This window comes from Ruegeria sp. BA12 (assembly GCF_056539625.1).
Window position 1 is genome coordinate 42,772 of sequence record NZ_JBQFVF010000004.1, and the last position, 25,305, is coordinate 68,076.

24 protein-coding genes are annotated in these 25,305 nt (G+C 58.0%); 13 read left to right on the forward strand and 11 right to left on the reverse strand.

The window, feature by feature from the left end; genetic code table 11:
* The first annotated feature begins 18 nt into the window (after positions 1-18).
* Positions 19-912 carry a ParB/RepB/Spo0J family partition protein gene (locus ACR0B0_RS09700; RefSeq protein ID WP_170411121.1) on the forward strand — a complete coding sequence of 298 codons (894 nt, stop codon included), beginning with the start codon at positions 19-21 and terminating at the stop codon, positions 910-912.
* Here ACR0B0_RS09700 and ACR0B0_RS09705 read toward each other — a convergent pair.
* The 4 genes from ACR0B0_RS09705 to rph are packed head-to-tail and all read right to left on the reverse strand — an operon-like array spanning position 902 to position 3,727.
* Complete coding sequence (locus ACR0B0_RS09705; protein WP_170411117.1) at positions 902-1,255, reverse strand: YbaN family protein; 354 nt, start codon at positions 1,253-1,255, stop codon at positions 902-904. The genes ACR0B0_RS09700 and ACR0B0_RS09705 overlap by 11 nt on opposite strands.
* A gap of 3 nt (positions 1,256-1,258) precedes the next feature.
* Positions 1,259-2,413: a radical SAM family heme chaperone HemW gene (hemW, locus tag ACR0B0_RS09710; protein ID WP_170411114.1), complete on the reverse strand. Its 1,155-nt coding sequence runs from the start codon at positions 2,411-2,413 to the stop codon at positions 1,259-1,261.
* On the reverse strand, positions 2,403-3,017 hold the full coding sequence (rdgB, locus tag ACR0B0_RS09715) for an RdgB/HAM1 family non-canonical purine NTP pyrophosphatase (RefSeq protein WP_480647532.1): 615 nt from the start codon (positions 3,015-3,017) through the stop codon (positions 2,403-2,405). Before rdgB ends, hemW begins: the two co-directional genes overlap by 11 nt.
* On the reverse strand, positions 3,014-3,727 hold the full coding sequence (rph, locus tag ACR0B0_RS09720) for a ribonuclease PH (protein WP_170349560.1): 714 nt from the start codon (positions 3,725-3,727) through the stop codon (positions 3,014-3,016). The genes rdgB and rph overlap by 4 nt, the downstream gene beginning before the upstream one ends.
* A 112-nt stretch (positions 3,728-3,839) precedes the next feature.
* Here rph and hrcA point away from each other — a divergent pair, with 112 nt between their 5' ends.
* Both hrcA and ACR0B0_RS09730 read left to right on the forward strand, forming a co-directional pair.
* A complete protein-coding gene (gene hrcA / locus ACR0B0_RS09725; RefSeq protein WP_170361045.1) occupies positions 3,840-4,904 on the forward strand; it encodes a heat-inducible transcriptional repressor HrcA in 1,065 nt (354 codons plus the stop codon).
* Between the two features lie 10 nt (positions 4,905-4,914).
* Positions 4,915-5,478: a nucleotide exchange factor GrpE gene (locus ACR0B0_RS09730; protein ID WP_058283329.1), complete on the forward strand. Its 564-nt coding sequence runs from the start codon at positions 4,915-4,917 to the stop codon at positions 5,476-5,478.
* A 31-nt stretch (positions 5,479-5,509) separates the two neighbouring features.
* On the opposite strand, the gene mutS is transcribed toward ACR0B0_RS09730, so the two are convergent.
* On the reverse strand, positions 5,510-8,125 hold the full coding sequence (gene mutS, locus ACR0B0_RS09735) for a DNA mismatch repair protein MutS (protein ID WP_480647794.1): 2,616 nt from the start codon (positions 8,123-8,125) through the stop codon (positions 5,510-5,512).
* 162 nt (positions 8,126-8,287) lie between these two features.
* Here mutS and ACR0B0_RS09740 point away from each other — a divergent pair, with 162 nt between their 5' ends.
* Complete coding sequence (locus ACR0B0_RS09740; protein WP_170349563.1) at positions 8,288-10,543, forward strand: NADP-dependent malic enzyme; 2,256 nt, start codon at positions 8,288-8,290, stop codon at positions 10,541-10,543.
* A 3-nt stretch (positions 10,544-10,546) separates the two neighbouring features.
* Entirely contained in the window at positions 10,547-11,416 is an 870-nt protein-coding gene (locus ACR0B0_RS09745) for a ribokinase (RefSeq protein ID WP_170506400.1), read from the forward strand.
* On the opposite strand, the gene msrA is transcribed toward ACR0B0_RS09745, so the two are convergent.
* The 4 genes from msrA to ACR0B0_RS09765 all read right to left on the reverse strand — a co-directional run bounded on the left by msrA (position 11,413) and on the right by ACR0B0_RS09765 (position 14,206).
* Positions 11,413-12,084 carry a peptide-methionine (S)-S-oxide reductase MsrA gene (gene msrA / locus ACR0B0_RS09750; protein ID WP_480647534.1) on the reverse strand — a complete coding sequence of 224 codons (672 nt, stop codon included), beginning with the start codon at positions 12,082-12,084 and terminating at the stop codon, positions 11,413-11,415. The genes ACR0B0_RS09745 and msrA overlap by 4 nt on opposite strands.
* Before the next feature lie 97 nt (positions 12,085-12,181).
* The gene (locus ACR0B0_RS09755) at positions 12,182-12,463 is read right to left on the reverse strand and encodes an SCP2 sterol-binding domain-containing protein (protein WP_480647536.1); all 282 of its coding nucleotides are present in this window, start codon (positions 12,461-12,463) and stop codon (positions 12,182-12,184) included.
* A gap of 79 nt (positions 12,464-12,542) precedes the next feature.
* Entirely contained in the window at positions 12,543-12,983 is a 441-nt protein-coding gene (locus tag ACR0B0_RS09760; protein ID WP_480647538.1) for a DUF1810 domain-containing protein, read from the reverse strand.
* Entirely contained in the window at positions 12,980-14,206 is a 1,227-nt protein-coding gene (locus tag ACR0B0_RS09765; RefSeq protein WP_170361039.1) for an argininosuccinate synthase, read from the reverse strand. Before ACR0B0_RS09765 ends, ACR0B0_RS09760 begins: the two co-directional genes overlap by 4 nt.
* Positions 14,207-14,324: 118 nt before the next feature.
* Between ACR0B0_RS09765 and ACR0B0_RS09770 the strand changes: the two genes are divergently transcribed.
* Both ACR0B0_RS09770 and ilvA read left to right on the forward strand, forming a co-directional pair.
* On the forward strand, positions 14,325-15,113 hold the full coding sequence (locus ACR0B0_RS09770) for a hypothetical protein (RefSeq protein ID WP_480647540.1): 789 nt from the start codon (positions 14,325-14,327) through the stop codon (positions 15,111-15,113).
* A gap of 58 nt (positions 15,114-15,171) precedes the next feature.
* A complete protein-coding gene (gene ilvA / locus ACR0B0_RS09775) occupies positions 15,172-16,398 on the forward strand; it encodes a threonine ammonia-lyase IlvA (RefSeq protein WP_480647542.1) in 1,227 nt (408 codons plus the stop codon).
* Here ilvA and ACR0B0_RS09780 read toward each other — a convergent pair.
* Positions 16,395-16,724, reverse strand: coding sequence for an Hpt domain-containing protein (locus ACR0B0_RS09780; RefSeq protein WP_170396836.1), 330 nt, complete (start codon positions 16,722-16,724; stop codon positions 16,395-16,397). The genes ilvA and ACR0B0_RS09780 overlap by 4 nt on opposite strands.
* Before the next feature lie 156 nt (positions 16,725-16,880).
* Between ACR0B0_RS09780 and ACR0B0_RS09785 the strand changes: the two genes are divergently transcribed.
* A complete protein-coding gene (locus tag ACR0B0_RS09785) occupies positions 16,881-18,152 on the forward strand; it encodes a PP2C family protein-serine/threonine phosphatase (protein ID WP_480647544.1) in 1,272 nt (423 codons plus the stop codon).
* On the opposite strand, the gene ACR0B0_RS09790 is transcribed toward ACR0B0_RS09785, so the two are convergent.
* Complete coding sequence (locus tag ACR0B0_RS09790; protein WP_480647546.1) at positions 18,149-18,595, reverse strand: NUDIX hydrolase; 447 nt, start codon at positions 18,593-18,595, stop codon at positions 18,149-18,151. The genes ACR0B0_RS09785 and ACR0B0_RS09790 overlap by 4 nt on opposite strands.
* 76 nt (positions 18,596-18,671) lie before the next feature.
* Here ACR0B0_RS09790 and hslO point away from each other — a divergent pair, with 76 nt between their 5' ends.
* The 5 genes from hslO to ACR0B0_RS09815 all read left to right on the forward strand — a co-directional run bounded on the left by hslO (position 18,672) and on the right by ACR0B0_RS09815 (position 25,248).
* Complete coding sequence (gene hslO / locus ACR0B0_RS09795) at positions 18,672-19,649, forward strand: Hsp33 family molecular chaperone HslO (protein WP_170349573.1); 978 nt, start codon at positions 18,672-18,674, stop codon at positions 19,647-19,649.
* Entirely contained in the window at positions 19,633-20,238 is a 606-nt protein-coding gene (locus ACR0B0_RS09800) for a CoA pyrophosphatase (RefSeq protein WP_480647548.1), read from the forward strand. The genes hslO and ACR0B0_RS09800 overlap by 17 nt, the downstream gene beginning before the upstream one ends.
* Positions 20,235-21,389 (forward strand): CCA tRNA nucleotidyltransferase, encoded by a 1,155-nt coding sequence (locus ACR0B0_RS09805; RefSeq protein WP_480647550.1) that lies wholly within the window; start codon positions 20,235-20,237, stop codon positions 21,387-21,389. The genes ACR0B0_RS09800 and ACR0B0_RS09805 overlap by 4 nt, the downstream gene beginning before the upstream one ends.
* 191 nt (positions 21,390-21,580) lie before the next feature.
* Positions 21,581-23,419: an ABC transporter ATP-binding protein gene (locus ACR0B0_RS09810; protein WP_480647552.1), complete on the forward strand. Its 1,839-nt coding sequence runs from the start codon at positions 21,581-21,583 to the stop codon at positions 23,417-23,419.
* Positions 23,416-25,248, forward strand: coding sequence for an ABC transporter ATP-binding protein (locus ACR0B0_RS09815; protein ID WP_480647554.1), 1,833 nt, complete (start codon positions 23,416-23,418; stop codon positions 25,246-25,248). Before ACR0B0_RS09810 ends, ACR0B0_RS09815 begins: the two co-directional genes overlap by 4 nt.
* Positions 25,249-25,305 lie beyond the last annotated feature (57 nt).

Consider the following 25,305-nt stretch of genomic DNA (forward strand, 5'->3'; position numbering starts at 1 on the left):
GGCAGTGAGGAGGGCGCAGTGGCCGTCAAAAAATCAAAACCCAGAGGTTTGGGCCGGGGACTATCTGCCCTGATGGCAGATGTAACGCAGGAAGCCGAAGGTCTGGTGACTACAGAACCGCGTCGTCCGGACATGAAAGTTCCGATTGAAAAGCTGCAGGCCAATCCAAACCAGCCGCGCCGTACATTCTCAGCGGATCAATTGGATGAACTGGCAGCCTCGGTCAAAGAAAAGGGCATTATTCAACCGTTGATTGTGCGGGAAATCAGCAATGGCGGATATGAAATCGTAGCTGGGGAACGGCGTTGGCGCGCTGCTCAGATGGCGCAGTTGCATGATATTCCGGTTATTGTGCGTGAGTTTGACGACACAGAGGTGTTGGAAGTCGCCATTATAGAAAACATACAGCGGGCTGACCTGAATGCGGTCGAAGAAGCTGCTGGCTATAAGCAGTTGATGGACCGTTTCGGGCATACTCAAGAGAAGTTGGCCGAAGCCTTGGGGAAAAGCCGCAGTCATATTGCGAACCTATTGCGCTTACTGTCGTTGCCCTTGGACGTTCAGACGCTGGTCATCGAAGGTAAGCTGTCTGCTGGGCACGCACGAGCGTTGATAACGGCCGAAAACCCATCAGAACTGGCGAAAATCGTAGTACGGGATGGGCTTTCGGTTCGCGCAACCGAAGCGCTGGTGAAAAAACAACAGGCAGATCCGGCGAAAGCTGCCCCGCGTTCCCGAAACCTGGATGCGGGTAAAGACGCTGATACGCGAGCCTTGGAAAAAGATCTGTCGGCAATTCTGGCGATGAAAGTTGCGATCAATCACAAGGCTGGATCAGAAACCGGGCAAGTGGTGCTGACCTATGAAAACCTGGATCAGTTGGACGATCTGTGCGCCAAGCTTAGCCGTTAGGCCGGGTCCAGATAAATAACATCACCGCGCCCAAAACCACGGCCTGAATGATCAGGACATGAGACGGCAGGGACAACAGAACCGATAGCCCGAACACGGCGGCAACCGAAATGGTGGCCGCCTTTTTTGCCCCAGGTCGGATAGCGCCGGACGTTTGCCAGTCAAGGATCAACGGGCCGAAAGTGCGATGTGTAATCAACCAGTTGTGCAGGCGAGAAGACGACCGTGCAAAGAAAAACGCGGCCAGCAGCAAAAAAGGAACAGTAGGCAATAAGGGCAGAACGATGCCGACCACCGCGAAGCCAACGCAAATCAAACCCAGGGTGGCCCAAACATATTGCATCATCTATCCCAAAAGTTCCCGGATCACCGCATTTAAAACGGCGCGCCCATCTTTGGTGGCAATCAATCGGCCATTTGTCTGTTTGATCATCCCAAATTCCGTCAGATCGGCCAATTTGTCCTGCGGCAACGGGTGATCTGCCAGGGCATTATATCTATCAATATATAGACCCTCTACAACTCTTAACCCCATCATAAGGTATTCTTTGGCCTGCTCTTGCGCTGATAGGGGCGAGCGTTCTTTTTCTCCGTTGCCTTTTCCGACAGCAGTTAGCCAAGCGTTTGGGGACAGGTAGGTTTCTGTAGCCAGTTTTTGACCATTCAAGGTGACGCGCCCATGGGCACCAGGCCCGATGCCGACATAGTCGCCATAGCGCCAATAGATCAGGTTGTGCTGTGATTCAGCGCTGGGGCGTGCGTGGTTGGAAATCTCATAGGTCAGCAGGCCATGTGCCTCGCAGATGTCCTGTGTTTCCAAATACATGTCGGCAGCGCTGTCATCTTCGGGTAGGCCACGCAGTTTACCAACGGCATAGCGATCCCCAAAGGCGGTTCCGTTCTCGATGGTCAGCTGGTACAGCGACAGGTGGTCGACAGCCATCGAAAGGGCTTCGGTCAGTTCGGCTCGCCAGTCTTCGGGGGTTTGGTGTTGGCGGGCGTAGATCAGGTCAAAACTGACCCTATCAAAGCAATTTCTGGCAATATCAAAGGCAGAACGTGCCTCAGCCACAGTGTGAATGCGACCCAATCGACGCAAATCTTCGTCATTAAGCGCCTGAACCCCCATCGAGATGCGGTTCACCCCGGCGTCCCGATATGCGGCAAAACGGCCAGCCTCGACCGAGCCCGGATTGGCCTCAAGCGTGATTTCCATGTCATTGGCCGGATGCCAGAGGGCCCGGGCCTGATCGATCACAGCGGCGACAGTGTCTGGGTCCATTAACGACGGCGTGCCGCCGCCGAAAAAGATCGTGTTTAAAACCCGGCCTGGTGTTTCGGCAGCCGTGCGGCGCAGCTCATCCAAATATGCATTAAGCCATTGTTTTTGATCGATATTACGTGAAACATGGCTATTGAAGTCGCAATAAGGGCACTTGGCCTCGCAAAAAGGCCAATGCACGTACAGGCCGAAGCCCCCGTTGCGCCAATCATCCGCCAAAGCAGCCCTTCACGAACATTTCCACAGCGCGGCCGCGATGGCTGATCTTGTTCTTTTCCCAGCGATCCATCTCGGCAAAGGTAATGTCGTACCCGTCAGGGACAAACATTGGATCATAGCCGAACCCGTCCTTGCCACGGATGGGCCAGACCAGTTGACCAGGGGCGATGCCTTCGAATACCTCGTCATGCCCATCGGGCCAGGCCAGTACCAGAGTGCATCGGAACTGCGCCGTGCGGGGATGGGCGGCGCCTTTAGCCTCTAGCTTATCGTGGGCGCGGGTCATGGCCATCAGGAAATCGCGACCATCACCGGTTTCGGCCCAATCAGCGGTGTAAACACCCGGAGCGCCATCCAGCGCATCAATGGTAATCCCGGAATCGTCCGACAGGGCAGGCATGCCAGTGGCTTGGGCGGCAGCATGGGCCTTGATCCGGGCATTGCCGACGAACGTGTCCTCAGTTTCATCCGGTTCGGGCAGGTCCATCTCAGCCGCGCCAACAACGGTCACGCCGAAGGGTTCAAGGAGATGTTTCATCTCCTCAAGCTTTCCCTTGTTGTGCGTGGCCACCAGCAGCCTGTTGCTGTCGAACTTGCGGGTCATGCGGTTGCGGCTTTCTGGGCTGCGGCCAGCTCGGCCACACCTTTTTCGGCCAGATCCATCAGCTGATCCATCTGCGCGCGGCTAAAGACGGAACCCTCGGCGCTCATTTGCACTTCGATCAATTTGCCCGAACCGGTCATGATGAAATTGCCATCCACGCCTGCTTCGCTGTCCTCTGGGTAGTCCAGATCCAGTACGGGCTGGCCGGCATAAATACCGCAAGAAACCGCTGCAACAGGGTCTATCAACGGATCCGAGATTACGTCCCCGGCCTTCATCAGTTTGTTCACCGCCAGCCGCAGTGCAACCCAACCACCAGTGATCGAAGCACAACGAGTGCCCCCATCGGCTTGGATCACATCACAGTCCACAGTGATCTGACGCTCGCCCAGGGCTACCCGGTCCACACCGGCGCGCAGGGCACGACCGATCAGGCGCTGGATTTCAACGGTGCGCCCACCTTGCTTGCCCGACGCCGCCTCGCGCCGCATCCGAGTGTTAGTGGCGCGGGGCAGCATACCGTATTCAGCCGTAACCCAGCCCAGGCCCGAGCCTTTGATGAAGGGGGGTACGCGATCCTCGATCGTGGCGGTGCACAGTACATGGGTGTCACCCATTTTGATCAGGCAGGAACCTTCGGCATGTTTGGTGAACTCCGTTTCGATTGAAACGGCGCGCATTTCGCTTAAATCTCGTCCTGAGGGTCGCATGGAAAATCCTTTGTTTGCTGGGTTGGGGATAACGCCCTCATGGCTTACGATGCAACCCCGATTGACCTTTCATATGCCTGCGATTTAATGACGGCCCAGCAGGGGACCGCTGATGAGCGAAGCGAGCAAAATTCTGAACGAGATGAACGACCGGTCACGTGAGGTGTTCCGGCTGATCGTCGAAAGCTATTTGGACAGCGGTGAGCCTGTTGGCAGCCGCACTCTGACCCGCACATTGTCGGAAAAAGTCAGCGCCGCCACCGTGCGCAACGTCATGCAGGATCTGGAGTTTCTGGGCTTGCTCGACAGCCCCCATGTCAGTGCGGGGCGCATTCCGACGCAGCAAGGCTTGCGTATGTTTGTCGATGGTTTGCTTGAGGTTGGCGATCTGGGCGCCGCTGATCGGCAGAAGCTGGACGAAACATTAGGGTCTAACGCAGGCGATGTGGGCGGGATGCTGGATCGCGTGGGTTCGGCCTTGTCACACGTGACACATGGTGCCTCCTTAGTTTTGACTCCCAAGCAAGAATCCGAGATCAAGCATATCGAATTTGTTTCGTTAGCTCATGACCGTGCATTAGTGGTGTTGGTTTTTGCTGACGGGCACGTTGAAAACCGCCTGTTTACACCGCCACCGGGGCAGACACCCAGTTCGATGCGCGAAGCGGCGAATTTTCTAAACGCACTGATCGAAGGCCGCACGCTTGGCGAAGTGCGCCGTCAGATGCAGGCGCAGATTGACGCGCGTAAACAAGAGATTGACGTGCTGGCACGGGAAATGGTCGAAAGCGGCATGGCGGCTTGGGACGGGGATGGAGGCGACTCGGCCCGTCTGATTGTGCGCGGGCGGGCGAATCTGCTGGGTGAACCGGGTGAAGTTGAGGAGCTGGACCGAATCCGCTCCCTGTTTGATGATCTGGAACGCAAACGAGACATCGCGGAATTCCTTGAATTGACCGAAGAAGGCGAGGGTGTGCGCATTTTTATCGGCTCTGAGAACAAACTTTTCTCACTTTCGGGTTCCTCTTTGGTGGTGTCTCCATATATGAACGCTGATCGAAAGATAATCGGCGCGGTCGGGGTCATCGGGCCCACGCGTTTGAATTATGGACGGATCGTACCGATCGTGGATTATACGGCGCAACTGGTCGGCAAGCTGATATCCGACCGGAGCTAGAGGGTAAGAGATGGCAGAGCCCAAGGACGAAGATTTTCTGGACAATATCGCAATGGCTGAAGCTGAAGAGCTGGCCGAAGAAATCGCCGAGTTCAGCGACGAAGCGCTAGAGCTGGATGAGTTGCGCGCAGAGCGCGACGATTACAAAGATAAGTTCATGCGTGCGCTGGCAGATGCCGAAAACGCCCGTAAGCGTGGCGACAAAGCGCGGCGCGATGCCGAGCAATACGGTGGCTCGAAACTGGCGCGTGATATGCTGCCGGTCTACGACAACATGAAGCGCGCACTCGAAGCTGCGACCGATGAGCAAAAAGAAGTGGCCGCCGGTCTGCTGGAAGGGATCGAGCTGACCATGCGGGCGCTGAAGGATGTGTTCCAAAAGCACGGGATCGAAGTGATCACGCCCGAAGTTGGTGATCGATTTGATCCAAACGTACACGAGGCGATGTTTGAAGCACCGGTTCCCGGAACCAAGGCAGGTGATATCATTCAGGTCTCGGCCGAAGGCTTCATGCTGCATGATCGTCTGCTGCGACCGGCGCAGGTGGGTGTGTCGTCGACACCTGCAAGCTAAGCGGCTTTAAAACTAAATTTTTTTGAGGCGGTCAGGATCTGGCCGCCTCTTTCAGTTTATAAATCAGGTCCAGCGCCTCGCGCGGGGTCAGCTCATCAGGCAGCACGTCGTCCAGCATATCCGTGACCGGCGATGCCTTGGGTGCAGGTGGCGGGGGCGGCGGAGCGGCGGAAAACAGCGGCAGATCGTCGATCAGCGCCTTTTGTTTGCCGCCTTCGCGTTCGGTTTTTTCCAACTGGTCCAGTACGACGCGGGCTCGATCCACCACCGATGCGGGCAGACCGGCAAGCTGCGCGACTTGCACCCCATAAGAGCGGTCGGCGGCCCCCTTGTGGACTTCGTGCAGGAAAATAACCTCACCTTCCCATTCTTTGACTGCCACGGTGGCGTTGTCGACACCCTCCAACTTGCCGGCCAGGGCGGTGAGTTCGTGGTAGTGGGTGGCGAACAGCGCGCGGCATTGGTTGGCGGCGTGCAGATGTTCCAGCGTGGCCCAGGCGATGGACAGGCCGTCATAGGTGGCCGTGCCACGGCCAATTTCATCGAGAATCACCAGCGCGCGGTCGTCGGCCTGATTCAGGATGGCGGCAGTCTCGACCATTTCCACCATAAAGGTTGAACGGCCTCGGGCCAGATCGTCGGATGCGCCGACGCGGCTGAACAATTGGCTGACCACACCGATATGCGCCTGTTCAGCGGGAACATAACTGCCCATCTGGGCCAGCAGGGCAATCAAGGCGTTCTGACGCAGGAAAGTCGATTTACCCGCCATGTTGGGACCGGTCAGCAGCCAGATCGCCGCGCCCTGATCCGCGCTGAGATCGCAATCATTGGCAATGAAGGCATCGCCGCTTTGTTGGCGCAGCGCGTGTTCCACAACCGGATGACGTCCACCCTGCACGTGGAAGGCGCGCGATGTGTCGACCTGGGGACGGCACCAATTTTCTCCGCGCGCCAGATCGGCCAATGCGGTGGTCAAATCCAGCTCGGCGAGCCCTCGGGCGGCTTGGTTGAGACGCGCGGCGCGGTCCAGAATCTCGTCAGAAAGCCTTTGATAGAGCCTCTTTTCTATTTCCAATGCCAAATTACCGGCGTTCAGGATGCGGGTTTCGATCTCGGACAGTTCGACGGTCGTAAAGCGCACCTGATTGGCAGTGGTCTGGCGGTGGATATAGGTCTCAGAAAATGGCGGGTTCAGCATCTTCTCGGCATGGGTGGCCGTGGTTTCGATAAAATAACCCAGCACATTGTTATGCTTGATCTTTAGCGAGGCAATGCCGGTGTGTTCTGCGTATTTCTGTTGAAACCCCGCAATGACGGATCGGCCTTCGTCGCGCAGTTTGCGGGCTTCATCCAGTTCCGTGTCAAAACCCGGTGCGATGAAACCGCCGTCACGGGCCAGCAGGGGCGGTTCTGCCACAAGGGCCTCATCCAACAAGGTCAAAAGATCGTCAAACCCGATCAAGTTCTGCACTGCGGTGGCCAGCAGAACCGGCAAATCCTGTGTGTCACAGATACCTGCAATAGCAGCTGCCTGCGTCATTCCGTTGCGGATGGCGGCCAGATCACGAGGGCCACCCCGTTCCAGCGACAGGCGCGACAGGGCGCGGTCCAGATCGGGGGTTTTGCGCAGGGCATCGCGCAGGTCTGAAGCGGTCAAGCTGTCCTCAGCTGCAAAACTCACAGCATCCAGCCGGGCATGGATCACGTCCAGATTGCGCGATGGGCTGGACAGGCGCTGTTCCAGCAACCTTGCCCCGCCCGGAGTGACGGTGCGATCGACCACCGACAATAGGGATCCGGCGCGACCACCCGACAAGGAACGGGTCAGTTCAAGATTGCGGCGTGTGGCGGCGTCGATCTGGACAACGCGATCCTCTGATTCCTTCAAGGGGGTCTGCAGCAGGGGCAGTTTGCCCTTTTGCGTGATCTCAAGATAGTCGATCAAGGCACCCATTGCCGAAACCTCGGCCCGACCGAAATTTCCAAACGCATCCAAAGCGCCCACGCGGAACAATCCGCAAATACGTTTTTCGGCGGCCGTGCTGTCAAAACTGGCGCGGCCGATGGGGGTTAGCGAAATTCCCAAATCACGGACTGGTTCCTGCAAAGCCTGTTCCGATCCGTCGGCAACGATCAGTTCGGACGGGGCAAGCCGTGCCAGTTCGGGGCTCAGCCGCACGGTTGTCAAAGGCATTACGTGAAACGCCCCGGTAGAGATATCAGCCCAGGCCAAGGCGGCCTCATCCCGCACTTCGGCATAGGCGGCCAGAAAGTTGTGGCGGCGGGCTTCCAAAAGGGCATCTTCGGTCAATGTGCCGGGTGTCACCAGACGCACGACATCGCGTTTTACCACCGACTTAGAGCCTCTTTTCTTCGCCTCGGCCGGGCTTTCCATCTGCTCACAGACGGCCACGCGAAAGCCTTTGCGGATCAGGGTCAGCAAATAACCTTCGGCGGAATGAACAGGCACACCGCACATCGGGATGTCGGTGCCGTTATGCTTACCGCGTTTGGTCAGGGCGATATCCAACGCCTCGGCTGCGTTGACGGCATCCTCGAAGAACATCTCGTAGAAATCGCCCATACGGTAGAACAGCAGGGCATCGGCGTGGGCCTCTTTGATTTCGAGATATTGCGCCATCATCGGCGTGACTGTGGACAAGGCTGACCCCTTTTGGCGTGTTCCGGGCGCGACCTTACAAATCCCTCATCTTCTGTAAAAGCCGAAAACTCATTCTCGTTGAGGCGCGCGTTTTCCTGCGCTATGAGGCGACAGCCCAACAGATGTAAAGAAACGACATATCAGATGCCCAAAGCGAAAATTACCGACGAAGAAGCCCTGGCCTTTCACCTGGACCCTACCCCTGGCAAATGGGAGGTGCAGGCCACGGTTCCAATGACAACCCAGCGTGATCTGTCGCTGGCCTATAGTCCCGGTGTAGCTGTTCCATGTGAAGCAATCGCGGAAAACCCCGAAACGGCCTATGACTATACCAACAAGGGCAATCTGGTCGCGGTAATCTCGAACGGCACGGCGGTTCTGGGTCTTGGAAATCTGGGCGCGTTGGGCTCAAAACCGGTAATGGAGGGGAAGTCGGTCCTGTTCAAACGGTTTGCCGATGTGAACTCGATCGATATCGAGTTGGACACTGAAGACCCAGATGAATTCTGCCGCGCGGTGAAGCTGATGGGGCCGACCTTTGGCGGCATCAATCTGGAAGACATCAAGGCGCCCGAGTGTTTCATCATCGAACAGCGCCTGAAGGAAGAGATGGACATTCCCGTCTTTCACGATGATCAACACGGCACGGCGGTGATCTGCGCGGCAGGTCTGCTGAACGCGCTGCATATCTCGGGCAAAAAGATCGAGGATGTGAGGATTGTTCTGAACGGTGCGGGTGCGGCGGGTATCGCCTGTATCGAACTGCTCAAGGCGATGGGTGCGCGGCATGAAAACTGCATCGTCTGCGACACCAAAGGCGTGATCTACCAAGGCCGGACCGAGGGTATGAACCAGTGGAAATCGGCCCATGCGGTCACCACTGAACTGCGCTCGCTGGAAGACGCCATGAACGGCGCAGATGTGTTCCTGGGCGTTTCAGTCAAAGGCGCGGTTACGCAGGACATGGTCGCCAGCATGGCAGACAACCCGGTGATTTTCGCCATGGCCAATCCAGATCCTGAAATCACGCCAGAAGAGGCGCATGAGGTGCGTGTGGATGCCATCGTCGCCACCGGACGCAGCGATTATCCGAACCAGGTCAACAACGTGCTGGGTTTCCCCTATCTGTTCCGGGGTGCGCTGGACATTCATGCCCGTGCCATTAATGACGAGATGAAAATTGCCTGTGCCCATGCGCTGGCCCGTCTGGCGCGCGAGGATGTGCCGGATGAGGTTGCGATGGCTTATGGCAAATCGCTGACCTTCGGTCGCGATTATATCATCCCGACACCGTTTGATCCCCGACTGATCCATCGTATCCCACCTGCCGTGGCCAAGGCGGGCATGGATACCGGCGCAGCGCGGCGTCCGATCATCGACATGGACGCCTATGAGCTGAGCCTCAAATCCCGCATGGACCCGACCGCCAGCATCCTGCGCGGTCTGAACGCCCGTGCGCGCCAAGCACAAAGCCGTATGATCTTCGCCGAAGGTGACGATCCACGTGTACTGCGAGCTGCTGTGACCTATCAGCGGTCTGGTTTCGGCAAGGCCCTGGTTGTCGGTCGCCCCGATGACGTAAAACAAAAGCTGGAAGAGGCCGGGCTGGGCGATGCCGTGCGCGAGTTGGAGGTGGTGAATGCCGCCAACACCACGCATCTCGAGACCTATACCGATTTCCTGTACAAGCGCCTGCAGCGCAAAGGTTTTGATAGCAAGGATATTTACCGCCTGGCGGCACGTGACCGGCATGTGTTCTCATCCCTGATGCTGGCGCATGGGCACGGTGATGGCCTGGTAACCGGGGCCACGCGCAAATCGGCGCATGTGCTGGACCGGATCAATCACGTGTTCGACGCGGACAAAGCGCATGGTGCGGTAGGTGTGACCGCGCTGCTGCACAAGGGGCGGATCGTGCTGATCGGTGATACGCTGGTGCATGAATGGCCGGACGAGAATGACCTGGCCAATATCGCCGAACGCTCGGCCGCAGTGGCCCGTCATATGGGGCTTGAGCCGCGCGTGGCCTTCGTCAGTTTCTCGACCTTTGGGTATCCGGTGTCGGAACGGGCCGAAAAGATGCACCGCGCGCCTGTCGTGCTGGATAAGCGCAAAGTGGATTTCGAATACGAGGGCGAGATGACCGTGGACGTTGCCCTGAACGAGGATCAGCAGGCAGGCTATCCGTTCCAGCGCCTGACCGGCCCGGCGAATATCCTGATCGTTCCCGCTCGGCATTCGGCGTCGATCTCGACCAAGCTGATGCAGGAAATGGGCGGGTCCACGGTGATTGGCCCGATTCTGTCTGGTGTCGACAAGCCGATCCAGATCTGTTCGACCGGGTCGACGGCGAATGATATTCTGAACATGGCCATCCTGGCCTCGTGCGATATTGCTTAAGCCATGACGATCTGGAACCTCGGCTCGATCAACGCGGACATGATTTATGACGTGCCGCACCTGCCCGGACCGGGAGAGACGCTTTCAGCCAATCGGCTGGATCGGTATCTGGGTGGCAAAGGGGCAAATATGTCTGTGGCGGCCGCACGGGCCGGGGCGCAAGTGGCGCATATCGGGGCCGTGGGGCCGGATGGGCGCTGGGCGCTGGATCGTCTGACCGAATATGGCGTGGACACGCGCCATATCACTGGAGTCGAGGTTCCGACCGGTCATGCCATCATTGCGGTGGACGCACAGGGTGAGAACAACATCATTCTGTTCCCCGGTTCAAACCACGCGATCACTCAGGGTCAGTTGGGGCAAGCGCTGTCCTCGGCCCTGCAAGGTGATGTGCTGGTGATGCAGAACGAAACCAACCTACAGGTCGAAGCCGCAAAGATGGGGCGCGATCTGGGGCTGACTGTCTGCTATGCCGCCGCACCGTTCCAGGCTGACGCGGTTCAGGCCGTGTTGCCGTATCTGGATTTTCTGATCCTGAATGAGATCGAGGCTGAACAACTACAGCAGGCAACCGGGCAATCCGTTACCGACCTTGAGGTCGAGCATGTGATCGTCACTTTGGGGTCAAAAGGAGCGCGGTATTACCATCGCGGCGCCGCTACGGATTTTCCGGCGCACAAGGTAAAGGCCGTGGATACCACTGGCGCAGGGGATACTTTCACCGGCTATGTTCTGGCAGGAATGGATCGCGGGATGCCAATGGCACAGGTGATTTCACAAGCAAACCGTGCCGCGGCCTTGATGGTCACGCGGCACGGCACAGCTGATGTTATTCCCGATCTCAAAGAGGTGCGCGAAGCGCGGCTCGATTAAGACCCCGCGAACGGTGCGTCACTGCCCCAAAGCTGCTTGACCCGGTCATCACGGCCGCAGGCTTTGCGATAGGCTTTGTACGCGCTGTGCTGGCGTTTGGGGCCAAAGCGGGTCAGGACCAGCTTGTTCCCCTTATAGTAATCCTGATGATAGGCCTCAGCCGGGTAGAATGCCCCTTGCTGCAGGATTGGCGTCACGATCTGTTGCCCCAGAGCGTTCTGGGCACTTGTCTTGGCTTGCTGAGCTAGGGCTTTTTCCCCAGCGTTAGAGACGAAAATGGCCGTGCGGTAGCTGTCACCCCGGTCACAGAACTGACCGCCCGCATCCGTTGGGTCGACCGAACGGAAGAACATACTCAGCAGGGTTTCACGGGAAACGCGGGCCGGGTCAAAGGTGATCTGAACCGCCTCGTAATGGCCGGTTCCGCCTTTGGTGACCTGATCATAGGTTGGATTGGCGGTACTGCCACCGGTGAAACCCGACACGGCGCCAGTCACGCCCGGAACGGATTCGAAATCGGACTCGACGCACCAGAAACAACCCCCTGCAACCGTCAGGGTTTCGGACCCGGCGGCGGGTGCCGGGGCGGCACGCAGCAGGGCGACAAGAGCGATCAGCGTGAACTGAAGCGTAGGTTTGAAAAAACCGAGATAGGCGATGCGGGTCATGGCAGGTCTCCTTTTCGGGATAAGGCTGCCCTGACTTATGCGTTGGCGCAATCCGCTGACATGGTTTGTCACGGGGTGGTGAGACGAGTTTATCGTCTTAACCTAGCAGTTGTCCCAACTTCATCGCCACACCCATATTGCCCAAAATCTTGAGCTTGCCCAATGCTACGCCGGTCATCGGGTTCAGCTTGCCCGTCAGTAATTTGGTCAGGTTGTCCTGCGAAATGCGGATGGTGCAATCGGTGTCGCGATCCTGTGTGCTAGCCCGATTGTCGGCTAGAACGATGACACCATCCTCGCCACAATCGAATTTCAGCGAGCCCTCAAAGCTTTTGCCATTCAAGCCTTGCTGAATGCCGTTGGCGATGTCCTGCAGCATCTTTGTCCCCTTCACAATTTGCCTATGCGTAAAGAGAATGGGCGTTCTTGTGCAAGGGTGACCCAACTGGACCCTGCAGTCACGACATTTCCAGGATTTGCCGGGTCCGCTCACAGGGTTGCCCATCATAAAAGGCATCAAGCACAGTCTCGAACTCTGACGGAGCTCCGGGCACGGATGCAAACAACGTCATCGAGGACCGCAGTTTCTTTGCGTCAATCCCACCCAGAATGTCACTGGCATCGCGCCCCTTGTGCTGCAACATCAACCCAGCAACCTTGGTCAGGCGCTGGCGGAGGTCTGGATGAGCCAGATAGGCTGTGGCCTCTTCCAAATCCTCGATCCCGTACAGCTGCGCCATGTGAGACCGGCCAAGTTCGGCCAATTGCGGAAATACAAACCACATCCAGTGGCTGGTTTTCTGTCCTTGTTCCAATTCGCGCAGGACGTCGGACCAGACCGCGTCCTGCGCTTCGATGAACAGATCAAGTTCGTCGTTGATGTCGTCGTCGTCGATCACTTGGACAGGCGCTTATCCCGCGCCGCCAGCAATTTCAGGCGCAGCGCGTTCAACTGGATAAATCCGGCCGCGTCTTTTTGGTCATAGGCGCCGGCGTCATCTTCGAACGTCACATGCTCTTCGGAATACAACGAATGATCCGACCAGCGGCCTACGGTCGAAGCCAGACCTTTGTATAGTTTCACGCGGACAGTGCCGGTGACATGATCCTGAGATTTGTCGATGGCGGCTTGCAGCATTTCCCGCTCGGGGCTGTACCAGAAGCCGTTATAGATCAGCTCGGCATATTGCGGCATCAGCTGATCTTTCAGGTGCATCGCGCCGCGGTCCATGGTGATGGATTCGATCCCACGGTGCGCTTCCAGCAGGATGGTGCCGCCGGGCGTTTCGTAGATGCCGCGCGATTTCATGCCCACGAAGCGGCCTTCGACCAGGTCCAGACGGCCAATACCGTGCTTGCCGCCATATTCGTTCAGCTTGGTCAAGATGGTTGCGGGGCTCATCGCCTCGCCATTGATGCTGACCGCGTCGCCTTTTTCAAAGCCAATCTCAATGAACTCGGGCTCGTTCGGTGCGTCCTCGGGGTGGACGGTACGCTGATAGACGTAGTCGGGCGCCTGATCCGCCGGATCTTCCAGAACCTTACCTTCGGACGAGGTGTGCAGCAGGTTGGCATCGACCGAGAAGGGCGCCTCGCCGCGTTTGTCCTTGGCAATCGGGATCTGGTTCGCCTCGGCAAATTCCAGTAGCTTTGTCCGGCTGGTCAGGTCCCACTCTCGCCAGGGAGCGATGACCTTGATGTCGGGGTTCAGCGCATAAGCGGCCAGTTCGAACCGCACCTGATCATTGCCCTTGCCGGTTGCACCGTGGGCGACGGCATCGGCACCGGTGGCTTCGGCAATCTCGACCAGACGTTTCGAGATCAACGGACGCGCGATGGAAGTGCCCAGCAGATACAGGCCTTCGTATTGCGCATTGGCGCGGAACATGGGGAAGACGAAGTCGCGAACAAACTCTTCGCGGATGTCTTCGATATAGATGTTTTCGGGCTTGATCCCCAGCAGCTCGGCCTTTTGGCGGGCGGGCTCCAGCTCTTCACCCTGACCCAGATCGGCGGTGAAGGTCACGACCTCACAGCCATACTCGGTCTGCAACCATTTCAGGATGATCGAGGTATCAAGGCCACCGGAATAGGCCAGAACAACTTTCTTGGGCGCGGACATCTGACTTCCCCTTATGCGTAAGACGATTGGCCCCTAACGGGTTTTGGACGCGGGGGCAAGTTATGAGGATTGACGCAGGGTGGGAATTGCAGTGAAACGGGCGGATTGAGAACAAGGAATGGTTGAGAGGGCAGAGTATATGCTGGGATTGGCGATTTTCGTACATTCGGTAAAGATGGTTCTGAGGAACCTGAAGCAAGCGCTTCAGATTTCCGTTGTACCTGCGCTCATTGGCGGCTTTTTGGCCATTGGCTTGTTCTTTCTTTTCGACGCCCCACACAAACAATTCGAAGGTGCCACTGCTACAACCCCTGACCCAACTGCTGTGATGACGTTACTCGGATTCCTATTTTGCATCGTGATCGTAGTGTTCGTCGTAATGCTCTGGATTGTAGTATCATGGCACAGGTTTGTTTTGCTCGAAGAGTATCCGTCGGGGCTAGTTCCACCTTTCCGATTTGACCGCGTTCTGGCCTATTTCGGGCGTCTTTTGATGCTGTTCTTGTTGGCTTTCATCCTTATGATCCCTGCGGCGTTGATCATGAGTATGTTGGCGCAATCCTCGGCGGTTTTGGGGGCCATTTTCTGGGTGGGTTTGATCGTATGTCTTACGATCGGATTCTATCGTGCCTCACCAATTCTGCCCGGTGCAGCTATTGGAAAGCCCATAAAGCTGTCTGAAGCGTGGCAGGCGACCTCGGGCGCAAGCGGAGCCATCGCACTTCTGGTCGTCTTATCCATCCTCTTCCAAATATTGCTTCAGCTACTGGCATCATTGCTGCTTTTCATCCCGATCATCGGGACATTGATAGTTTTGTTTGCGAGCATGCTGATCGTCCCATTGATCAATGTCAGCATTCTGACGACGATCTATGGCGTGTTCATCGAGAAACGCGAACTCACCTAAGCTGAGTACACATATGTATTCCTTGCCCTTTCAACGGTGATCGGGCAGGGAAACCGGCATGACTGATTTCATGACCCGCGCCCGCGTCGCTGAACAGGCGATGCGCACCGTGTTTCCGCCAACCCCGTTGCAGCGGAACGCTCACCTTTCCGACCGCTATGGCGCCGATATCTGGCTCAAGCGCGAGGACCTCAGCCCGGTGCGGTCCTACAAGATCCGCGGTGCGTTCAACGCGATGCGCAAGCAGCAGGGGCAAGAGCTTTTCGTCTGCGCCAGCGCGGGCAACCATGCGCAGGGCGTGGCCTATATGTGCAAGCATCTGGGTGTGAAGGGCGTAATATTCATGCCGGTAACGACGCCGCAGCAGAAAATCCAGAAGACCCGTATATTCGGTGGCGACAATATCGAGGTTCATCTGACCGGCGATTATTTTGACGACACACTGGCTGCTGCGCAAGCGTGGTGTGCGCAACAGGGCGGGCATTTTCTGTCGCCCTTTGACGATGAGGATGTGATCGAGGGGCAGGCGTCTCTGGCTGTCGAGGTTGAGGCGCAGCTGGGTGGCGTCCCGGATCACGTGATCCTGCCGGTGGGTGGGGGCGGCATGTCCTCGGGCGTGGCGACATGGTTCGGGGATCGGACCCATTGCCTGTTTGTCGAACCCAAAGGCGGGGCCTGTTTGCATGCGGCCATGGCGGCGGGACATCCGGTGGCGCTCGATCAGATCGACAATTTTGTCGATGGGGCAGCGGTCGGGAAGATCGGGGCGAAACCGTTTGAACTGCTCAAGGATCGCCACCTGTCCGACGTGCTGGTCTTGTCCGAAGACCGGATCTGCACCACCATGATCGAAATGCTGAATGTCGAAGGCATCGTGCTTGAGCCCGCAGGCGCCCTGGCGATCGAGGCAGTGACCGATGTGCAAAGCTTTATCCGCGGCAAAACCGTTGTCTGCGTCACCTCGGGCGGCAATTTCGATTTCGAACGTCTGCCCGAGGTCAAGGAACGGGCGCAGCGTTATTCCGGCGTCAAAAAGTACTTTATCCTGCGCCTGCCGCAGCGCCCCGGCGCGTTGAAAGAGTTTCTGGGCATATTAGGGCCGGAAGACGATATCGCCCGGTTCGAATACATGAAGAAGTCGGCGCGCAATTTCGGTTCGGTCCTGATCGGCATCGAAACCCGTAAGCCCGAGAATTTCGCACGCCTGTTCGCGCATCTGGACGAGGCTGGCTTTACCTATACCGACATCACCGAAGACGAGACGCTGGCCCAGTTCGTGATCTAGGACAGGTTCGCGGCTTTCTCGGCAAAGAACACAGTTTTTGAGTCGTCATAGACTGTCAGGATGGCAGGCAGATCGACGTCACTAGCCTTGCCAGCGGCGGCGTTGCGCTCTGCGTCCTGACACAGCTTGAAAAACCGGTCGAACCCCAGACTCAGCGCGCTGCCCTTGAGGAAATGCATGTTCTGTTCGAATTCAGCCCGGTCGGTGTCCTGATACAGCCGGTCGATGGTTTCCTGAACCTCGTCCAGAAAGATCTGCACCACCTCTTCGAATTCGCTGGCACCCACCTCATCCCGCAGCTGTCTGACCCTGGACCAGTCGATCATGTTCGGCCTCTCCACACATATCGCGACCTGACTTGGATAGCCCACGGCAAGTAAAGAGCGGGTTAAGCAATAAGCCAAAGACGCCTTCACCGGATGTTAAACCGCCCTGCGCTAGGGTCGCTGCGTTCCGTAAAGGTCACAGTACAGAGGGTTCAGGTGGCAGAGGGCAGTCAGGCAGAGGCCAGGTCCGATCAGGATTTTGGTGCGATCCAAAAGGTGCTGGTCGTCGATGACAGCCGGCTGCAACGTCGTATTCTGGTGGCCTCGCTGAAAAAGTGGGGCTTTGAGGTGCTAGAGGCCGATAACGGCGACGCCGCGATCGAGATGTGCGCCACCGACCCGCCGGATCTGGTTCTCAGCGATTGGGTGATGCCGGGGATGAGCGGGCTGGAATTCTGCCGTGCCTTCCGGGCGCTGGAAAGTGATCAATACAGTTACTTCATCCTGTTGACCTCAAAAAGTGAAAAGCAAGAGGTGGCGCGCGGGCTGGACGCTGGTGCGGACGATTTCCTGATCAAACCGCTTGAGGCGGATGAGCTGCGCGCGCGGATCTCGGCCGGGGCGCGGATTCTGGATATGCAGCGCGAACTGTCCGAGAAGAACCGGATGATCGAATCCGCGTTAGAAGACCTGCGCGTGGCGCATGATGCCATCGACAAAGACCTGATTCAGGCCCGGAAAATTCAGGAATCCCTTGTCCCCGAACTGACGCGGGATTTCGGGAAATCGCGGGTCAGCATGCTGCTGAAACCCTGCGGGCATATTGGCGGTGATCTGGTGGGGATGTTCTCGCCCGGGGTCAATCGGCTGGGGTTTTACAGCATTGACGTGTCGGGCCACGGTATCACCTCGGCGATGATGACGGCGCGATTGGGTGGCTACCTGTCCAGCAATCATTTCGATCAGAACGTGGCGATGGAAAAACGCTTTGACAAGTTCTATGCTCTGCTGCCACCCGAACAGGTGGCCGAGATGCTCAATTGCCGCCTGATGGCCGATGCCGGCGTCGAAGAATATTTCACCATGGTCTATGCTATTGTCGACCTGCGCAACGGGCATCTTAAGATGGTGCAGGCCGGGCACCCGCATCCACTTGTTTTGCGCCAAGACGGCAGTGCCGAATTTCTGGGCGAAGGCGGCCTGCCCATCGGTTTGCTGCCCGATGTGTCCTTTCAGCGGATCGAAACTTACCTGCAACCTGGCGATAAACTGATGCTGTATTCTGATGGCTTTACCGAGTGTCGTCTGGCCGATGGCGGCTTGCTTGAGGAAGAAGGCCTGCAGCAGATGGCCCGCGATTGTGCGCCCGACTGCAGCGGTACTGAGTTTCTGGACGATATGTTCTGGCGCCTGACGCAGGCCATGGCACCGGGCAGCGGCATGGATGATGACGTGTCCGCCGTGTTCTTTGAATATAACGGAGCTTAGAAACTGTTCAGATGTCGGGTAGCAAAGTGACGGTCCCCCTCGTTGCCAAGCATCTGCACCGCAACGGCAGTTTCCATCCAAAGCGCCTCGTGAAACTCTTCGCGAGGCGGTCCCATCCGGCGCACCGGACGGGCGCTGTAGATCATGCAGATTTTCTCGGCCCAAAGGTCATATTCAGGCATAAAGGTGAACCGGCGAAACGCACCGATCCGCCGCGGGGCGGCGATCCGCCAGCCGGTTTCTTCGAACACTTCGCGATGCAGCGCGGTAATCGGGGATTCGCCCGGATCAATGCCACCGCCCGGCAGCTGCAATTCGGGGTTCAGCCCATCGTCATACCACGTGACCAGCAGGTCTTTTCCTTGCGGCAGCAACGCATAGACACCCGGTCTACGTGTATATGTACGCCCTTTTTCCGGGGTTTCACCGAACCGTCTGATCATGTATGGCCCCTTCAAACCCAATCTGTTCAACCTATATGGTGCCGGTATGCCAACCCGTGGCGTGTAAGGAAACCCCATGTCTCTTGGAACGAAAATCGCGTGGGACGATACTGTCCTGCCCTTTCAACTTGATGTATCGGATATGCGCGGCCGTGTAGCCCGTCTGGATGGCGTGCTGGACGGCATCCTGAAGCAGCATGACTATCCCGAAAAGGTCGAGGCGTTAGTGGCCGAGATGGCCCTGCTGACCGCGTTGATCGGCCAGACCGTTTCGCTGCGTTGGAAACTGTCTTTGCAGGTGCAGTCCAAGGGCCCGGTGCGCATGATCGCGACCGATTACTTTGCACCCAAGGTCGAGGGTGAGCCGGCCCGCATCCGCGCCTATGCCAGCTATGATCGCGACCGCCTGACCGATGGCGGGCCGTTTGATCAGGTGGGCGAGGGTTATTTCGCCATCATGATCGACCAGGGTGAAGGCACGCAGCCGTATCAGGGGATCACTCCGCTGGCGGGGGGCTCGATCTCTGCCTGTGCCGAGGCGTATTTCGCACAATCCGAGCAGCTGCCGACGCGGTTCTCGCTCAGCTTTGGCAAATCGACCGAGCCGGGCGTCGGTGAACATTGGCGCGCGGGCGGGGTGATGCTGCAGCACATGCCCAAGGCCTCGCCCTTTGTGGCGGACGGACAAGGTGGGGGACAGATCCTGACCGCCGAAGATCTGGTCGACGGGGAAGAGAGTGAAAACTGGGGCCGCGTCAACATCCTGTTGGATACGGTCGAGGATCTCGAATTGATCGGGCCTTCGGTGGCGCCGACCGACCTGTTGATCCGGCTGTTTCACGAGGAACAGCCGCGGGTCTATGACGCTCAGTCCGTGCAATTCGGCTGCACCTGTTCGGAAGATCGTGTGCGGCAAAGCCTGTCGATCTATTCGGCCAAGGACATCGAAAAGATGACCACGCCCGAAGGCAAGGTAACCGCCGATTGTCAGTTCTGTGGCGCACATTACATACTGGAACCGGGCTCGGTCGGCTTTGATGCGGACGACGCCTGATCCTACGGACCAGCTGCGGGCGGCCCTGCGCCGCCCCGGCCATGGTTCAAGCGATTTCGACCTGAACCCCGAAACCATTCTGCCTGAAGGGCGCAAATTGCGCCCGGCGGGGGTGCTGGTTCCGATTTCGGTGATTGACGACATGCCGCGGCTGATTCTGACGAAACGATCCTCGGCCCTGAAACACCACCCCGGCCAGATCGCCTTTCCCGGCGGTAAGCAGGATCAAGGCGACGTAGATGTCACCGCCACTGCCCTGCGTGAGGCGCAGGAGGAGATCGGTCTGCCGCCCGACTTGCCCGAGATTCTGGGCCACCTATCGTCTCATGAAACCGTCACGTCCTTTACCGTTACACCGGTTGTCGCGATCCTGCGCGAACCGTTTCAACTGACCCCCGAACCGGGCGAAGTGGACGAGGTGTTTTCGGTTCCGCTTGCACATGTCCTCAACCCTGCGAATTATATCGTTGAATCGCGCCGCTGGCGTGGTCACAAACGGTATTATTTCACGGTGCCGTTCGGCCCCTACTACATCTGGGGCGCGACGGCCCGAATGTTGCGGGGATTGGCCGCACGGGTGAATGAATGACGCGAATTTCTGAGGCCTGGGTTACTGACCCGGCAACGCAAAAGGTCTGTGTGGCGTTGACGGGCGCTGGTGCGCAGGCGTTGTTCGTCGGGGGTTGCGTGCGCAACGCGCTGCTGGGCGCGCCGGTCTCGGATATCGATATCGCCACCGATGCGCGCCCCGAACGGGTGATGGAGCTGGCGCAGGCAAAGGGTCTCAAGGCCATCCCCACCGGAATCGACCACGGCACGATCACTGTGGTCAGTGGCGGTGCCCCGCATGAGATCACCACCTTTCGCCGCGACGTGGAAACTGATGGCCGCCGGGCGGTGGTGGCTTTTTCCGACAAGGTGGAAGAGGACGCCGCGCGCCGCGATTTCACCATGAATGCGATCTATGCGCGGCCCGATGGCAGTATTCTCGACCCGTTGAACGGGCTGCCCGACCTGCAATCCCGCCGCGTGCGCTTTATCGGCAACGCCGAGAACCGCATTCGAGAGGATTACCTGCGATCCCTGCGGTATTTCCGGTTTCACGCCTGGTATGGCGATGCCGAGGCTGGGTTTGATCCGGACGCTCTGGCGGCGATTGCGTCTAATCTGGACGGGCTAGAGGGCCTGTCTCGTGAACGGGTCGGGGCCGAACTTCTGAAACTTATGGGCGCACCCGATCCGGCACCCTCGATTGCCGCGATGCGTCAATCGGGAGTTCTGGCCCGGCTGCTGCCAGGGGCCGAGGACCGTGCGTTGGCACCGTTGATAGCCTTAGAGGAACAGGCTGGGGCCGCCCCTGAGTCAATTCGGCGTCTGGCCGCAATCACAACGCCAGAAATCGCCAAGACCCTGCGCCTGAGCAAGGCGCAATTACAACGTCTGACCCGCATGCGGGATGAGGCATCCGGTACCGCCAGCGTTGCCGAACTGGGGTTTCGCTATGGCGAAGAGGGCGGCTTGCACGAAACCCTGCTGCGCTGCGCCTTCCTTGAACAGCCGTGGAGCGAAACCTTGCGCACCGATCTGCACAAAGGGGCTGAGGCTGATTTCCCGATCAAGGCCACCGACCTGATTCCCGATTTCACCGGTCCCGCGCTGGGCAAAAAACTGGCCGAGCTTGAGGCGCGCTGGATTGCATCAGGCTTTGCGCTGACCCGCGAGGAATTGCTGAGCATCTGACACGAAGTCTCAAAAGGGGATGACAAATCAACTTCTTTGTGGTTTCGTGCGCCTGTCACATGAATGGAGGGATGCGAATGTATTACGGGATCTGGTTCGGCTAAAGCCGGAACACTTTGACCCGTAGGGGTGGTGTTCTGGTGCCATCTTTCTTCGCATGACCTATTTACTGCTCAATCGGAGCACTCTCCATGTTTCGCTATTTCGAAAACCTTGTTGACCCTTTTGCCGACTATACCGAGACCGACACACCGCCCACGCGGCTGTGGCCGTTTATGCTGGATTATTCCCGACCTTTCATGCGGGTGTTTTTCTGGACCGCGCTGATTTCAGTCATCGTCGCCGCGGTCGAGGTCGGGCTGATTTATTACATGGGCCGCGTGGTTGACCTGTTGTCTGGCCCTCCGGCTGAGGTCTGGCAGGCCCACGGGACTGAATTGATTCTGATGGCTGTGTTTGTGCTGCTGTTACGGCCGATGCTGCATGTGGTTGATGTCCTGCTGCTGAACAACACGATCCTGCCGAACTTTGGCACCATCATACGTTGGCGGGCGCATAAGCATGTGCTGCGTCAGTCCGTGGGGTGGTTCGAGAATGACTTCGCGGGCCGTATCGCAAACCGGATCATGCAGACGCCCCCCGCCGCGGGTGAGGCCGTGTTTCAGGTTTTTGACGCGATTTCTTTCTCGCTGGCTTATCTGATCGGGGCGGCGATCCTATTGATGGCGGCCGATCCGCGCCTGTTGTTGCCGCTGCTGATCTGGTTTGCACTATATGCATTGTTGGTGCGCTGGACGGTCGCTCGGGTCGGACCGGCGTCCAAGGCGGCGTCGGATGCGCGCTCGGCGGTGACAGGTCGGGTGGTGGACAGTTACACCAACATCCACTCGGTCAAGATGTTCGCGCATGATGATCAAGAGTTGGACTATGCCCGCGAAGCCATCGCTGAAACCCGTCGCACCTTCCAGGTTGAGATGCGGATCTTCACCATTATGGATGCGGTTCTGGTGACGTTGAACGGCCTGCTGATCGTTGGTGTTGTCGGTTGGGCCATTGCCTTGTGGATGCAGGGCAGTGCCACGGTCGGTGTGGTGGCAGCGGCGACCGCGCTGACCTTGCGACTGAATGCGATGACCGGTTGGATCATGTGGGCGTTGACCAGTTTCTTCCGCCAGCTTGGTGTGGTGGCTGAAGGGATGGAGACGATTGCCCAGCCTATCGACCTGCTGGATGCGCAGGATGCGAAACCATTGCAACTGACCACAGGTCAGATCGACATCCGCAACCTGTCGCATCACTATGGCCGCAAAACGGGTGGGCTGGATCATATCAACCTGACCATTCAACCGGGTGAAAAGATTGGTCTGATCGGGCGGTCCGGTGCCGGAAAATCGACCCTAGTTAAGCTGCTTTTGCGGTTTTATGACGTGGAACAGGGTGCGATCCTGATTGACGACCAAAACATCGCGGGCGTAACGCAGGACAGTCTGCGCAGCCATATCGGCATGGTTCAGCAAGACAGCGCGCTGTTGCACCGGTCGGTACGCGACAACATCCTCTATGGTCGCCCCGAGGCATCCGAGGAACAGATGATCGCCGCCGCCAAACAGGCCGAGGCGCATGAATTCATCCTCGACCTGCAAGATCCGCAGGGACGCACCGGATATGATGCACATGTGGGGGAACGGGGCGTGAAGCTGTCCGGTGGACAGCGGCAGCGGGTGACGCTGGCGCGGGTGATCCTGAAAGACGCACCGATCCTGCTGTTGGATGAGGCGACATCCGCCCTGGATTCCGAGGTCGAAGCGTCGATTCAGGAGACCCTCTACGGCATGATGCAAGGTAAAACCGTGATCGCCATTGCCCACCGGCTGAGCACCATTGCGCAGATGGATCGTATTCTGGTTATGGATGGAGGTCGGATTGTAGAGCAGGGCGGGCATTCCGAATTGTTGGCGCATGGGGGGCTTTACGCTCAGTTCTGGGCGCGGCAATCTGGGGGCTTCCTGAACCCGGAGGCTGCGGAATGAAGGCTGCCGATCTTATAGATCCGTTCAAAAACTCTGAGACGCCCCCGCCGCAAACGCTGGGGGCGTTCATCCGTTGGTGCCTGTCCGGCGCGTGGCCGATGATTTTTGTCGCCGCCAGTTTTTCGGCGATGGCTGGCGCGATGGAGGCAGGAACGGCCTGGATGTTGGGTCTGGTGATCGATCTTGCCTCGGAAAATGGACCTCAGGGTTTTTTCAAGGCAGATAATCTGTGGATGATTCTGGGCGTGGTGGCATTTTTCATGTTGCTGCGCCCGGCGCTGTTTGGGCTGTCTTCGGTGACGAACAACTATATCGTCATGCCCAATGTGCCGCCGCTGGTGCTGGCCAAGCTGAACCGCTGGACCCTTGGCCAATCGGTCACTTATTTCGACGATGATTTTGCAGGCCGGATCGCGCAGAAACAGATGCAGACGTCGAATGCGCTGGCCTCGGTCGTGTCCGAGACAATCAGTGCAATTGTGTTTGCCTTGGCCTCACTTGCCGGTTCTTTGCTCTTGTTAGGGTCTATTCATCCACTGGTGATGTTACCTTTCGCCGGGTGGCTAGTGGTGTATTTTCTGCTGATCCGCTGGTATCTGCCACGCATTCGCGCCCGGTCTGCTGCGCGGGCTGGCGCGCGCGCCATGGTGTCCGGGCAAGTGGTTGATACCATCACCAATATCAAGACCGTAAAGCTGTTCGCCCATTCTGCGTTTGAGGATCAGGCCGCACGAAGCTCGATGGTTGATCTACGCGAAAAGATGTTGGCCTTCGGGGCATTGTCCGCCAGCTTCCGATTTATCCTGATGGTGCTGGCCGGGGTTCTTCCGGTTCTCTTGCTGGGCGCGACGCTGCTTTTGTGGAGAAACGGGATTGCGACGGCGGGTGATATCGTGGCGGCTGGTGCGGTTTCGATCAGAATTGCGCAGATGACCGGATGGGTCAGTTTCACACTGATGGGGCTCTACGCGAATGTGGGTGAGGTCGAGAACGGTATGAAGACGCTTGCCAAACGCGACCGGGTCGAGGACGCCGCGCAAGCCACTGACCTTACAGTGACCGAGGGGCGGATAGATTTCGACCATGTCAGCTTTGCCTATGGTCGCGATGTGGGCGGTGTGTCCGATGTGAGCATGACCGTGCATCCGGGTGAAAAGCTGGGAATTGTTGGGGCCTCGGGTGCTGGGAAATCCACTTTGGTCTCGTTGTTGCTCAGGCTCTATGACGGGGAAAAAGGCATTATTCGCATTGATGGGCAAGATGTCAGCCAGGTAACGCAGGACAGTTTGCGTAGTCAGATCGGCATGGTCACGCAGGAAACTGCGATGTTCAACCGTTCGGCGCGTGAGAATATCCTGTATGGCCGCCCAAACGCGTCAGAAGACGACATGATTGCATCGGCGAAGAAGGCCGAAGCGCATGATTTTATTCTTAGCCTACAGGATGCCCATGGCCGCAGCGGCTATGACGCGCATCTAGGCGAACGCGGTGTGAAGCTCAGCGGTGGGCAGCGGCAACGGATCGCTCTGGCGCGCGCTATCCTCAAAGATGCGCCGATTCTGGTGCTGGATGAGGCGACCTCGGCGCTGGATTCCGAAGTTGAGGCGTCGATTCAAACCGCCCTGCACCGGGTGATGCAGGGCAAGACGGTCCTGGCGATTGCACATCGCCTGTCCACGCTCAGCGAGATGGACCGGATTATCGTCCTGGATCAGGGGCAGATCGTCGAATCCGGCGCCCATGACGCGCTGTTGGAGCAGGGCGGGTTGTACGCGCGGTTCTGGCATCGCCAATCGGGCGGGTTCATTCAGGCCGAAGCCGCCGAATAACGCACAAAGCGTGCTAGGGGGTTTTGTTGCACGCAAAGCCCCGGTATCAGGCCCCTT

Coding starts and splice junctions, on each gene's coding strand:
- ACR0B0_RS09705 (WP_170411117.1), bottom strand. CDS start 1,255: ATGCAATATGTTTGGGCCACCCTGGGTTTGATTTGCGTTGGCTTCGCG.
- rdgB (WP_480647532.1), bottom strand. CDS start 3,017: ATGACCCGCAAGTTCGACAGCAACAGGCTGCTGGTGGCCACGCACAAC.
- rph (WP_170349560.1), bottom strand. CDS start 3,727: ATGCGACCCTCAGGACGAGATTTAAGCGAAATGCGCGCCGTTTCAATC.
- hrcA (WP_170361045.1), top strand. CDS start 3,840: ATGAGCGAAGCGAGCAAAATTCTGAACGAGATGAACGACCGGTCACGT.
- ACR0B0_RS09730 (WP_058283329.1), top strand. CDS start 4,915: ATGGCAGAGCCCAAGGACGAAGATTTTCTGGACAATATCGCAATGGCT.
- mutS (WP_480647794.1), bottom strand. CDS start 8,125: ATGATGGCGCAATATCTCGAAATCAAAGAGGCCCACGCCGATGCCCTG.
- ACR0B0_RS09740 (WP_170349563.1), top strand. CDS start 8,288: ATGCCCAAAGCGAAAATTACCGACGAAGAAGCCCTGGCCTTTCACCTG.
- ACR0B0_RS09745 (WP_170506400.1), top strand. CDS start 10,547: ATGACGATCTGGAACCTCGGCTCGATCAACGCGGACATGATTTATGAC.
- msrA (WP_480647534.1), bottom strand. CDS start 12,084: ATGACCCGCATCGCCTATCTCGGTTTTTTCAAACCTACGCTTCAGTTC.
- ACR0B0_RS09755 (WP_480647536.1), bottom strand. CDS start 12,463: ATGCTGCAGGACATCGCCAACGGCATTCAGCAAGGCTTGAATGGCAAA.
- ACR0B0_RS09765 (WP_170361039.1), bottom strand. CDS start 14,206: ATGTCCGCGCCCAAGAAAGTTGTTCTGGCCTATTCCGGTGGCCTTGAT.
- ACR0B0_RS09770 (WP_480647540.1), top strand. CDS start 14,325: ATGGTTGAGAGGGCAGAGTATATGCTGGGATTGGCGATTTTCGTACAT.
- ilvA (WP_480647542.1), top strand. CDS start 15,172: ATGACTGATTTCATGACCCGCGCCCGCGTCGCTGAACAGGCGATGCGC.
- ACR0B0_RS09780 (WP_170396836.1), bottom strand. CDS start 16,724: ATGATCGACTGGTCCAGGGTCAGACAGCTGCGGGATGAGGTGGGTGCC.
- ACR0B0_RS09790 (WP_480647546.1), bottom strand. CDS start 18,595: ATGATCAGACGGTTCGGTGAAACCCCGGAAAAAGGGCGTACATATACA.
- hslO (WP_170349573.1), top strand. CDS start 18,672: ATGTCTCTTGGAACGAAAATCGCGTGGGACGATACTGTCCTGCCCTTT.
- ACR0B0_RS09800 (WP_480647548.1), top strand. CDS start 19,633: ATGCGGACGACGCCTGATCCTACGGACCAGCTGCGGGCGGCCCTGCGC.
- ACR0B0_RS09805 (WP_480647550.1), top strand. CDS start 20,235: ATGACGCGAATTTCTGAGGCCTGGGTTACTGACCCGGCAACGCAAAAG.
- ACR0B0_RS09810 (WP_480647552.1), top strand. CDS start 21,581: ATGTTTCGCTATTTCGAAAACCTTGTTGACCCTTTTGCCGACTATACC.
- ACR0B0_RS09815 (WP_480647554.1), top strand. CDS start 23,416: ATGAAGGCTGCCGATCTTATAGATCCGTTCAAAAACTCTGAGACGCCC.